This window comes from Arthrobacter sp. BE255 (assembly GCF_031457335.1).
GTDB lineage: Bacteria > Actinomycetota > Actinomycetes > Actinomycetales > Micrococcaceae > Arthrobacter.
This window is the reverse complement of the sequence record NZ_JAVDWK010000002.1, coordinates 495,922-507,979: the sequence shown is the minus strand read 5'-3', so window position 1 is coordinate 507,979 and position 12,058 is coordinate 495,922. Positions and strand designations below refer to the sequence as shown.

The window sequence follows — 12,058 nt, the reverse complement described above, 5'->3', positions numbered from 1 at the left end:
CCGGTGCTGGCCGGTCCAGTGCCGGCCAGCACCGCGGCTACATCGCGGACGCTTCGCGGACCAGCAGGGGAACGCGGTCGACGGCGGCTGCCGCACCTTCGAAGTGATGCGCACCGCTCCCGATCTCGACGGCGGCGCGCCCGGGAAGCTGCACTGTCGCCGTCGCACCCGTGGGCACGGTGACGTCCACGCGCAGGTTTCCGCCGTCGATCTTCCAGGCGATGGCCGCCCGGCCGTACGGCGTCTCATGTTCCGCGGCAGCATGGGTGAGCCCGCCCCCCGGCTGCGGCCGGAACACGATGTGCCGGTAGCCAGGGGCTCCCGGCGCCAGGCCGGCCACCACGCGATGGAGCCAGTCGGCCACGGCACCCAGCGCGTAGTGGTTGAACGAGGTCATCTTGCCAGGGTTCACCGTGCCGTCGGGCAGCATGCTGTCCCAGCGTTCCCAGATCGTTGTACCGCCCTGCATCACCGCGTAGAGCCAGGACGGAGCCTGTTCTTCCAGCAGGAGGCTGAACGCCGAGTCCGCATGTCCCGTCACGGTGAGGGCATCGGAGACCAGCGGAGTTCCCACGAAACCCGTGGCGATCCGGTGCCCGGCCTCCTCGACTAGCTCGGCGAGGCGGCGCCCGGCGGCCGCCATTTCGGCCTCGGGCACCAGTTCGAACCCGATCGCCAGCGAGTATGCCGTCTGGGCATCGCTGGTCATGCGTCCGCCGGGGAGCACATACGCGGCGGCAAAAGCGCGGCGGATATCGGCGGCCAGCCGGGTGAACCGTTCCTCATCTTCGCGCCGGCCCAGGACCCCTGCCATCCGGGCCATGCGGTCCGCGGACCGGGCGAAGTACGCCGTGGCCACGAGGTAGCGGTCCGTGCGGGCGTCGGCCGGATCATGCGGCGGGGCAGACGGATCGAGCCAGTCGCCCAGCTGGAATCCTTCATTCCAGAGCCGGTCGGGGCCGGCGAGCCGCTCCACCAGCTCCACCCATCGCTTCGCACTGTCGTACTGCGCTTCCAGGATCCCGGAATCGCCGAAGCGCTCGTACAGGGTCCACGGCGTGAACGTTGCGACGTCGCCCCACGCCGCCCCCGGGCGGATGGGAGTCCACATCTTGTGCGCCGGAATGACGGGCACGTACCAGGGCACCGTTCCGTCGGGAAGCTGCTCCGCCGCCACGTCCTTCAGCCAGCTCGAGAGCATGCCGGAGACGTCGTAGAGGTACGACGCGGTGGGCGCGAAGACCTGGATGTCGCCGGTCCAGCCGACCCGTTCATCCCGTTGCGGGCAGTCGGTAGGGATATCGAGGAAGTTCCCCCGCATGCTCCAGAGGACGTTCTCATGAAGCCGGTTGACGCTGGGGTTCGAGGTCTCGAACCAGCCAGTGCGCTCAAGGTCGGTGTGATAGACACGGGCGATGACGTCGCCGCGGGCCACGGCGGCATCGATATCGCCCGGCCAGCCGCTGATCTCCGCATACCGGAATCCGTGGAAAGTGAACCGCGGCTCCCATTCCTCGTCCGGACGCCCGGCCATGATGTATTCGTCGGTCGACTTTGCACTGCGCAGCGGCCGGGTGTAGATCTCGCCGTCCTGCAGCACCTCCGCGGTGCTGATGAGGACCGAGTCGCCCGCCACGCCGGAAACCCGGATGCGGAGGCGGCCCACGAGGTTCTGGCCAAAATCGAGGACCTTCCTGCCGCTCGGGGTGGTCAGCACCGCCGCAGGAGTCAGCTCATGGGTGCAGCGGACGGGGGGTCCCTCCGGCGCCACGAGCGTGTCGGGGTTGCGGTGGGCGGCGACAACACGATGCCAGCCGGCGTCGTCGAATCCGGGCCGGGACCAGCCGTCGAGCTCAAGCCGCGCGTCGTACAGCTCGCCGTCGTAATTGCCGCTGCGGACAATCGGACTCGGCGCCGCCCGCCAGGAGTCATCCGTGGCGATGACCTCCACCGAGCCGTCGCTGTACCGGACTTCAAGCTGGGCGAGCAGCGACAGGTCGTTGCCATAGAGGTTCTGGAAGCCGCCGTACCAGCCGAGCCGCCCGCGGTACCAGCCGTCTCCGAGCCAGGAACCGATGACGTTCGGGCCGGACGCGAGATGGCCGGTGACGTCGTAGGTGTAGTACCGGAGCCGATGGTTGTAGGTGGTCCAGCCGGGTGACATGGCGTCGTCGCCCACGCGCTGGCCGTTGATTTCGACTTCGTAGAGGCCGTGGGCCGTGACGTAGAGGCGCGCAGAGGCGACGTCGCCGCGAACGGCAAACTCGCGCCGCAGCAGCGGCGGACGCCGTTCGTCCGACGCCGGGTCCTCCTCCCAGCCCGCGCCGATGGCCAAGGCCTTCCAGTCGCCGGGTTCCAACAGTCCCGCCTCGACGGTGCCCGGTCCGCTCCACGCGGAACGTGTTCCGTCGGCGCCTGTGACGCGGATCCTGACGGTGGCCTGCTCGCGGGAGCGCAGCGGCGCAGCAGGCCAGGGCTGCAGGACGGAGTCGGCGGAGTCAATCGGCGGCGTCGTTTCAGTGGTGCCTTCGCGCTCAATCCGCACTTCGTAGGAGGCTTGCGTCCAGCCGGCCGGCGCCTGGGTTTTCCAGGAGAGCCGCGGCGCGGCGACGCCGGTGCCGAGGGCCTGGCGGTGGTGTTCGAACGTTGGTGCGCCAACGGTGATGCTCATTAAAACTCCTGGTGGGGCGGGCCTTGACGGCCCAGGTCTGGGGTGTGGACTGTAGAAGCGGTCGTCCCCATCATTGCGCAGTTCTTGACACGTTTCAAGAGTTTTGCAACGGAGGCATTGTTTCATGGGAATATCTGTTGATACGGTTCAATAGCCGACCTTCTCGCGTTCCAGGGCGCACTTGGCCCACCTGAAAGGACCACTCCATGACGCATCCCTGCTACGCGGTGCTCGACGTCGCACTGACCGGGCCGGACGAATCCATTCCCGCGGACCGTGTGCCGTTCTTCGCCGTTTTTGAGCACGAGTCCGGAGACGTGAGGAGGGTGCCCGGATTCTGGGACGGCGGCAACCGCTACCTGGCGCGTTTTGCTCCGGAACGTGAGGGCCGCTGGACCTGGACCACCAGTTCGGAGTCCGCCGAACTTTCCGGGGCGACAGGCAGTGTTAACGTGGCCGCCCCGGCGCCCGCTGAGCACGGGCCGGTGCGTGTGGCCGGCACGTTCCATTTCGCCCACGCGGACGGTACGCCGTTCCGGCCGGTCGGGGCCACCGTGTACAACTGGCTGCACCAGCCCGCGGAAAGATTCGCGGCCACGGTGGACCCGCTGGCTGAGGCCGGTTTCAACAAGCTGCGCTTTATGGTCTTCCCGCAGGCGGGCGGCTATGTGGAGCATTTCCCTGAGCTGTTGCCCTTTGAACGCGGCGCCGACGGTCGCTACGACGTGACCCGCCCGGTAGTGACTTTCTTCCGGCGGCTCGATGCCGCCGTCGTCCTCCTGCAGTCCCGGGGGATCCAGGCCGATGTGCTGATCTACAACGCCTACGACAACGGCCGCTTCGGGCTGGACGGACTGACCGAAGCCGAGGATGCCATCTACCTGCGCTACCTGGTGGCGCGGCTCTCTGCATATTGCAATGTGTGGTGGTCCCTGTGCAACGAATTCGACATCCTGGACCGGCCCACGGCGCGGTGGGATGCGGCCGGGGAACGGCTTGCAGCAGCTGATCCCCACGACCATCTGCGGTCCATCCACAACTGGGTCCGTTTCTATGACTACAACCAGCCGTGGGTCACACACGCCTCGCTCCAGCTCGGACAGGCCACCGAGGACTTCGGCCGCGCTTCGCTGTTCCGCGACGCCTACCGCAAGCCGGTGGTGCTCGACGAGATCAAGTACGAAGGCGACGTCCCCGAGCGGTGGGGTCATCTCACGGCCCGGGACCTGGTGCACCAGTTCTGGATCACCACGGTGTCGGGATGCTATGCCTCCCACGGTGAGAGCTTCGTGCTCGACGGCGGCAGCCTGCACATCGTCGAAGGCGGGCGCCTGCAGGGCGAGAGTCCGGAACGGCTCGGGTTCCTGCGGAGGTTGCTGGACGAGGTGGACGGCGACGGCCTGGACCCCATCGATAACTGGTGGGACGAAGGTTTTGTCGCCGGCATTCCAGGGCAGGTTTACATCCAGTACCTTGGCCGGTCGGCTCCTGCGTCGTGGATGTTCCGGCTGCCGAATACGGGCCTGGGAATCCAACTGGAGGTCGGGGACCGCTTCGAGGTTGACGTGATCGACACCTGGAACATGACCATCAAGCCGGTCGATCGGATCTTCGAACTGACGGAGGTCCAGCGGAATGATGCCTTCGCTGCGGGGACGGATCCCGTCCCGCTGCCTGAAGGCGAGGCGCTCGCCCTTCGCATCCGCCGGGTCCAGCAATTGCGATCCGCCGCAAACGACGCACACTGAACAGGACTATCAATGCCAAACTATTGGGACGATTTTGCCCCGGGATCCGGCCGCCGCGAGCCACGTGCGGATGCGCTCAGCAACGCGCGCCGGCTGAGCCTCAACGGAAGCTGGCGGTTCCGGCTTTCGCCGACTGCGGCGGGCACCGGCGACGCGTTTACCAAGCCGGATTTCGACGACGCCGGCTGGGACACGATCGGGGTTCCGTCCCACTGGGTCCTGGAACCCGTCACCCCGCTGGCCGGCGGACCCGCCCGGTCGCTGCGCGGCACGGACGAGGGACCGCTCTACACCAATACCGCCTTGCCCATGCCGCTGGACCCGCCGCGGGTCCCCACCGAAAACCCCACCGGCGACTACCGGCTGGTCTTCAACGTGGCCGAGGACTGGGGCCGGGCGGTGCTGAGGTTCCAGGGCGTGGACTCCTGCGCGAAGGTCTGGCTGAACGGGCAGGAGCTGGGTTTTTCCACCGGAAGCCGGCTGCCCTTCGAATTCGACGCCCCCGTGTTGCCGGGGCGGAATGTGCTCGCCGTGCGCGTCCACCGCTGGTCCTCGGGCACTTACCTGGAGGACCAGGACATGTGGTGGCTGCCCGGCATCTTCCGGGACGTCGAGCTCCTCGAACGGCCGGCCGGTGCCATTGACGACCATTTTGTCCACGCCGGCTTCGATCACCGGACCGGCCATGGCACCCTCCGGGTGGACGCCTCGACCGCGGCCCGCGTGGAGATCCCGGAGCTGGGGATCAGCATGGCCGCCGGCGAATCCGCCACCGTGTCCGTTCAGCCGTGGAGTGCCGAATCACCGCGGCTTTACCGGGGAACGCTCGCCTCCGGGGGCGAGACGGTTGAGCTGAGGATCGGGTTCCGCACTGTGGAGATCGTCGATGGCGTGCTGCTGGCCAACGGCAGGCGGGTGTTCTTCCGTGGTGTGAACCGCCATGAACACCACCCGGACACGGGCCGCACGCTCGACCGGGAAACGATGGTGCGCGACATCGTGCTGATGAAGCAGCACAACATCAACGCCGTCCGCACCAGCCACTATCCTCCGCACCCGGAGTTCATCCGTCTGTGTGACGAGTACGGCCTCTGGGTGGTGGAGGAATCCGACCTTGAGACGCACGGCTTCATCTACGCCGGCTGGGAGGGCAACCCGCCGGCGGACCCCCGCTGGGTTCCGGCCATGCGCGACCGCACCCGCCGCATGGTGGAGCGCGACAAGAACAGCCCCAGCGTCGTGGCCTGGTCCCTGGCAAACGAGAGCTGGGTGGGCGAAAATTTCGACGCTGTGGAAGCCTGGATCCGCGACCGTGACCCGTCGCGTCCCCTCCACTATGAACGCGACCCCAGCTACCGCAACTCCGACTTCGCATCGCTGATGTACCCATCGCTGGAGCTTCTGGAGCAGATCGGCCGGCGCGAGGATCCACGGCCCGAAGGAATCACCGACGACGACGATGCGCGCCGGCGCTCGCTGCCGTTCCTACTCTGTGAGTACGCCCATGCGATGGGCAACGGTCCTGGTTCGCTGCTGGACTACCACCGCATCCTGAAGGCCCACGAGAGGTTCTGCGGCGGCTTTGTGTGGGAATGGATCGACCACGGTTTCACGCACCGGGACGCCGCCGGCCGTGAGTTCATCATGCACGGCTCGGATGTTGACTATCGACCCAACGGCGGCCGCTACTGCCTGGACGGGCTGGTTTTTTCGGACCGGACGCCGTCACCCGGCCTGGCCGAGCTGAAGAAAGTGCTCCAGCCTGTGGAGATCTCCGTCGGAGAGGCCATCGGGATCCGGAACGACCACGACGCCGTCGGGCTCGAGCACCTGGGTTTCAGCTGGCGCCTTGAGCTCGATGGTGTCCCGCGCGGCAACGGCGTCCTCGCCGTCCCGGCCGTCGCCGCGGGGCAGAGCGTCACGGTGCCGTGCCCGGTAGCCCCCGGTGATGAACCGGGCGAGTGGTGGCTCACCATCGAGGCGGCACTGAAGGAGGACACCGCGTGGGCTCCGGCCGGGCACCGGGTTGCGTGGTCCCAGGGTGCCTTGGCCGTCCGTCCCCGGCAACGGCCCGTGGAACCCTTGCGGGTGCCTGTGTCCGCCCGGCATTCTGTGTCGTCCGACGGCGGGCTGCGGCTTGGTGATGCGGTCTTCAACCCGGTGTCGGGCGGGCTCATGCGGCTCGGCGGGCTGGAGCTTGATGGTCCGCGGCTCGACGTCTACCGGGCCCCCACCGAGAATGACCGCGGGCAGGGCGGCAACAATAACCTCGCGGCCGTGTGGTCCGCCGTCGGAATGGACCGGATGCTGCGCCGGACCGACCGTATCGAGACCGACGGGGATCGCCTTCGGGTGGCCGGCCGCTGCGCCGCGGCCACCCACCCGCACGCCATTGAGTACCTGTTCGACTGGACCGCGGACGGCTCCGGGATCCGGCTGGAGGTTTCGGTGGAATTCACCGGCCCGTGGGCGGATACCCCATACCAGCACCGAGACATCGTGCTGCCCCGGCTGGGACTCCGGCTTGGCCTCCCCGGCGCCTACAGGGACGTGCGCTGGTTCGGGCGCGGACCGGGCGAGTCATACGCCGATTCACAAGAAGCCGCCGCCGTCGGGACATACGCGTCCAGTGTCGACGCCCTGCAGGTCGGTTATCCGGTGCCCCAGGAAAACGGCAACCACGTGGAAACACGCTGGCTGGAGCTCTCCGGCGCCGGGCTGCCCACTCTGCGGGTTGAAGGCGACCCGCTGTTCGACTTCACGGCACGGCGCTGGACCAGCGAGGCACTCGAACGCGCCCGGCACCCCCACGACCTGGCCGACTCCGGCAAGGTCTGGCTGAACGTCGACCGGGCCCAGCTCGGCCTGGGATCCGCCGCCTGCGGGCCAGCCCTGCCCGGCCAGTACCGGCTTCCGCGCGAAGCGGCCACCTGGAGCGTACTCTTCACCGTCTAGGGCAGGAAGAGACGGGGGCGGCGTGCCAACTTCGCACGCCGCCCCCGGTTACTCGTCCGTTGGGAAATCAGCTGATCGGCGCGGCCCGGGGCCTCGCCTGGAGAGTCCGGATCAGCTCGAACAGGTCCACCGGACCCACCTGGCCGCCTTTGAGTAGCATCTCCGTGCCGTCCAGCCACGGAGCGGGCGACGCAACCCGGCACAGCACCACGTTGCCCACCGGGTTAGCGGCGATGGACAGGGACCGGGCGCCCAGCTGTCGAAGGACGTGGCTGGATGTGTCGCCGCCGCAGACGATCAAGCGGTTGTTGCCGCCCTCGCGGAGGGCGGCTTCGATGACACCCGACAGGCGTGCGGAGAGCGTCTCAACCAGGCTGACGCCGTCGTCCGGTATTGCAGGATCGCCGGTGGTGACCACAACGCTCCGGTCAGCCGAAAGCTCAGCGATGACGCGGTCCTTGAGCGGCCCGTCATCGTGTGCCGGCAACGCGAGGACTGTCCACCCGCGGCGGCGGGCGTCCTCGATCTGGCGCGATGTCTGCGGTGACTGGGAACCTGAGACGGCAAGCACCGGTCCATCAGCGTTCAGCTCGTCGATGCTGTCTGTCCGTGTCCCGTCGCCGGGGGAGAAGGCGGCCGCGAGGCCACGGCTGAACCCGCCGGAGCCGATCACGAACTGCGGTGCGTTGGATTGTGAGTTGGCCACAACAGCCTGGGAGACCAGTTCAATATGGCCGTCCGTCATTGCGTCGAGGACGGTGGCGGCCTCGGTCCGCAGTGCCAGCTTGCGGGCGATATCCCCGGCATCCGTATATTCCGTGAGGTGCATGGATCCGACGGGAAGGCGGGTCTGGAGCGCGAGATGCAGTGCGAGGTCGGATTCCCGCATTGGCGTCACCGGATGCCGGGACATCGTTGGCTGGCGGTCCAGGCGGTACACCCGGCCCTCCTCCGCAGCGAAGTGGTGGCCGAAGGCTGTGTAGCGGCCGAAGTCGGGCTGGGCAAAGAGCGTCGGCACCGTCCCGGGGCCAAACACCTCGCGGGCAATTTCCATGACCCGGCCAAGGCTTCCGATTGTTGGCGAGGAGTCAGCCGTGGAACACGCTTTGTACTGCACGATCCGGGGCCGGAGCGCGCTGAGCGCCTCAAGTACCGGCCTCACCTCGGCCTCGACCTGGCCCGTCGGCAGCGAACGTGCCACCCCCGCCACGCCGACGGCGTTAACGTCCCCGGCGGCTGCCCGCAGCTCGGCGGCGTCGGGGAGCCCCAGGAAAAGGCGGCTGGTCCACCCGGCCCGCCTCAGTTGCAGGAGCACATCCACGCTGCCGGTGAAATCGTCGCCGTAAAAGGTGAACTGCAGGTCAGTCACGCGGCGCTCCGAACGTCTCGGCGGCACGGCGGAACTCGACTGAAGCGGCGAGGGCTGTCGCCATCGGTTCGCCGCGTCCGGCGGAATCCCACGCGGCACGCATGCTCTTCACCCCGGCGGCCGGCCCGTCAGGGTGGCCGTGGATTCCGCCGCCGGCGAGAACCAGCAGGTCATCCGTACCGGTGGCCGCATAGGTTGAATGGGCGAGGCCCGCCCACTGTCCGGACGATAGCACAGGCACTGTGGGAGTTTGCCCCAGGAGGGGTTCGCGGACAGCCGCGATCGAGTCGAGCACTTCGTCGTCGTTTTCGTAGAACTTGTTGCTGATGCCGTTGGTGTGGAGGTGGTCCACGCCTGAGAGCCGCGCCAGCTTCTGCCAGGCCCGGAAGGAGAACCCCAGCTGGTCCGACCGGCTGATTGCCCCAAACATCGCCCGGTGCCCGTGGATCGGTACCTCGGCGTGCCGGCGCAGGAACTCCACTCCGGCCAGGCCAACCATGTTGATGCAGGCCATTACGCAGGTGCCGCCGGCCTGGACCACCAGGTCGTGGTTGGCTTCAAGCCGGCCGATGTCGTCAGTGATGTTGAAGGCATACATCGGCATCACGCCGGTGCGGTCGGCGTGCCGCTGCAGCACCGGCATGACTGCCCGCACGCGTTCGGCCAGGGGAGCGGACGGACCGTTGCCCTGCAGCTCGTCGTCTTTCATGAAGTCGACACCGGCACTGGCCAGTTCGGCCACCACCTCGGCGAGCTCTGCGGGGCTGAGCCCGATGCTGGGTTTGATGATCGTTCCGATCATGGCACCGGCGGGCCGGGACATCAGCCGGCGGGTTCCTTCCACGCCAAAGGCGGGGCCGGGATAACGCTCCGCGAAGGCCTGGGGAAGGTCAAGGTCCATGAGCTTGATCGCAGCCAGTTCCTTGATCTCGAACAGGTTGCCGGCGACGGCGGCCTGCAGGTTCGGAAGCGAGGGACCAAAATTGGACAGGGGGAACCGGAGCCTCACCCTGCCGCGACGCCGTTTCGCCGGATCGCCGACGGCGCCGGGGAGCGGGGAGGAACCATTCAGCGGGAGCTCCTCAAGGTCCACCACCTGGGCGGCGAACCTGGCGCGCAGGTCATCGGACTCCCGTGCCACCCTGATGAACGTGCCGGTGGACTGCTCGCCGGCCAGCACTTCCGCAGCGTGCCGGAGGTCGAGCGATGTCTCGATGTGGTACGTCGCAACTACGTGCTGCGATTTCGCGTCGGCACGGGCTGTGGCGGATGGATCCGTGGCGAGGCCGGGGGTAACCGTGGGGGTCATTTTCATCACCATGCCAGCGGGAGCCAGACGGACATTTCGGACGCCCCGCGGTTGCCCCACGTGAAGTAGGGAATCAGCCGCACGGGGGCGGTGGCGAGTTCGGCGTCACCGACTTCGGTATACAGTCCCTGCCCTTCCGTGAGTGGCAGGACCACTGCCTCGCAGTCGAGTGCCACGATCCGGCGGCCCTCGATGTCAGTCTCGACGGGAGTGAATAGTGTGCCGCGGCGCAGTGCGATCTGCTCCAGCCGCACTCCTGCCGGCAGGTCCTGGCTTTCCAGACAGTAGGCAATCGGACCCCGGGTCACCGCAACCTGGTTGGTGATTTCCTCGGCCAGGCGGTGTCCGCGCACCATTTTGACCGGCATCGGCAACGCCAGGGTGATGGCGTCGCCTACTTGCCAATCGCGGTCGATCGTCGCATACGTTCCGGGTTTACCAGCTGCCGCCGGTTCGCCGTTGACAGTGATGGTGGCTCCGTCGCTCCAGCTGGGGATCCGCAGTTTCAGCGGGATGCCGCCGCCGGTCACGGAGGTGACGGTGAAGTCGACGCGCTCTCCCCAGGGCTGCTCGGAGACTTCCCGAAGTCCGATTCCCCGGCCCTCAAGCTCCACCTGGACCTCGGCGCTGCCGTAGAGGTGAACCCACAGGCCTTCTGAGGAGGTGGACATCGCGCGTTCATGGAACTGGGCCAGGGTGCGTGCGATATTCGGGGGGCAGCAGAAGCAGCTCATGTATTCTGCGCGAAGGCGCGCGTCAGACGCCGGCGGCTCCGGCACCGGGCGCTGGGCGGTTTCGCCGGGCATCCGGAGGGGGAAGGGGAGTTCCCGGACCTGCCGGAGCGGGTTGGTGTAGAAGTACCGGGTACCGTCCAGGCTGATGCTTGCGAGCAGGCTGTTGTAGGCGATGCGCTCGATGACGTCGGCGTAGGCCGCATCGCCGGTGAGTGCCAGCATCCGCTCGCTCCAGAAGATCATCCCGATATTTGCGCAGGACTCGTTGTGGGCAGTGGTGTTCGGCAGCTGGAAATGGCGTCCGTAGGCCTGGTGCACGCGGCTGATCTCGCCCTGCCACGGATTGCCGTCCGGTGACGCTCCGTCGTACAGCGCACCGCAGCCGCCCGTGATGTAGAGCTTGGTGTCGACGACGTCCCGCCACAGGCGTTCAAGCACTTCGGTGAGCTCCGGGTCACCGGTCTCGGCCACCAGGTCCGCCAGTCCGGCGTACAGGTAGTTGGCGCGGACAGCGTGTCCGGCCACTACCTTTTGTTCGCGCACCGGGATGCGGTCCTGGTTGTCGTCGCCGCCCTCAAAGTCGTCCCGCACAGCGACGAAGGACTCCGCGAGGCGAAGGTAGCGTTCATTGCCGGTGGCGCGGTAGAGCTCAATGACCGCCATGTAGTGCGAAGGGCAGATCGCGCTGCGTGCGAGCTGGTCCGTGTGGTTGGTGGCCAGGTTCTCCAGGAATCCGGCGGCCCGCTCGGCGGCGTCCAGCAGGACCGTTTCGCCTGTCACCCGGTGGTGTCGTACGCCGGCGGTGATGAGGTGGCCGAGGTTGTACGTCTCGAAGTTAAACCGGTCTGCGAGGGCCTGGGCCTGCTCGTGGTTGCGCTCGGCGATGCGCGTTGGCGTGTGGAGGTAACCGTCTTCGCGCTGGACCGAGGCGATCTTAGCCGCGATGTCATTGATGCTGGCCTCAAGGGCCGCGTCGGGCGAAGTCTCCAGGAGGCTGATCGCCGCCTCAAGCCACTTGTAGAGGTCACCGTCGAGGAACGGCGGGCCTTCGTGCTGGCCCTCGGCGTCACCGGCGGCAACAAGAAAATTCCGCCAGCCCGGGCTTACTGCCGGGTCGCTGAGTGAATTCCACATGCCCGGAACTGTCACGCTCCGCGTCCGCTCAAGTTCATCGCCCCAGAAGCCACCAGCCCAAACCACATTAGCTGCGTCGAGCGCGGTGAGCGGCGCATGGTGCCGCTTGGCTGTAGTGCTTTTCATGGTGTCGTCCTC

General features: G+C 67.4%; 6 protein-coding genes. 2 read left to right on the top strand and 4 right to left on the bottom strand.

All coding sequences use genetic code 11. The annotated features are described in order from the left end of the window. Window positions 1-37: 37 nt before the first annotated feature. Window positions 38-2,671, bottom strand: coding sequence for a glycoside hydrolase family 78 protein (locus tag J2X42_RS05520; protein WP_310163039.1), 2,634 nt, complete (start codon window positions 2,669-2,671; stop codon window positions 38-40). Between the two features lie 206 nt (window positions 2,672-2,877). On the opposite strand from J2X42_RS05520, the gene J2X42_RS05515 reads away from it, so the two are divergent. Together J2X42_RS05515 and J2X42_RS05510 are read left to right on the top strand one after the other, a co-directional pair. Then, on the top strand, window positions 2,878-4,419 hold the full coding sequence (locus J2X42_RS05515) for a DUF4038 domain-containing protein (RefSeq protein WP_310163037.1): 1,542 nt from the start codon (window positions 2,878-2,880) through the stop codon (window positions 4,417-4,419). Window positions 4,420-4,431: 12 nt separating this feature from the next. Then, entirely contained in the window at window positions 4,432-7,374 is a 2,943-nt protein-coding gene (locus tag J2X42_RS05510; RefSeq protein WP_310163035.1) for a glycoside hydrolase family 2 TIM barrel-domain containing protein, read from the top strand. A 67-nt stretch (window positions 7,375-7,441) separates the two neighbouring features. Here J2X42_RS05510 and J2X42_RS05505 read toward each other — a convergent pair whose 3' ends face one another. From J2X42_RS05505 to J2X42_RS05495, 3 genes are read right to left on the bottom strand one after another with little or no spacing between them, the layout of a single operon-like run. Next, complete coding sequence (locus J2X42_RS05505; protein WP_310163034.1) at window positions 7,442-8,743, bottom strand: four-carbon acid sugar kinase family protein; 1,302 nt, start codon at window positions 8,741-8,743, stop codon at window positions 7,442-7,444. After that, a complete protein-coding gene (locus tag J2X42_RS05500) occupies window positions 8,736-10,052 on the bottom strand; it encodes a RuBisCO large subunit C-terminal-like domain-containing protein (protein WP_310163032.1) in 1,317 nt (438 codons plus the stop codon). The genes J2X42_RS05505 and J2X42_RS05500 overlap by 8 nt, the downstream gene beginning before the upstream one ends. Before the next feature lie 5 nt (window positions 10,053-10,057). Next, the gene (locus tag J2X42_RS05495; protein ID WP_310163031.1) at window positions 10,058-12,046 is read right to left on the bottom strand and encodes a beta-L-arabinofuranosidase domain-containing protein; all 1,989 of its coding nucleotides are present in this window, start codon (window positions 12,044-12,046) and stop codon (window positions 10,058-10,060) included. Window positions 12,047-12,058: the final 12 nt, after the last annotated feature.

Coding starts and splice junctions, on each gene's coding strand:
- J2X42_RS05520 (WP_310163039.1), bottom strand. CDS start 2,671: ATGAGCATCACCGTTGGCGCACCAACGTTCGAACACCACCGCCAGGCC.
- J2X42_RS05515 (WP_310163037.1), top strand. CDS start 2,878: ATGACGCATCCCTGCTACGCGGTGCTCGACGTCGCACTGACCGGGCCG.
- J2X42_RS05510 (WP_310163035.1), top strand. CDS start 4,432: ATGCCAAACTATTGGGACGATTTTGCCCCGGGATCCGGCCGCCGCGAG.
- J2X42_RS05500 (WP_310163032.1), bottom strand. CDS start 10,052: ATGACCCCCACGGTTACCCCCGGCCTCGCCACGGATCCATCCGCCACA.
- J2X42_RS05495 (WP_310163031.1), bottom strand. CDS start 12,046: ATGAAAAGCACTACAGCCAAGCGGCACCATGCGCCGCTCACCGCGCTC.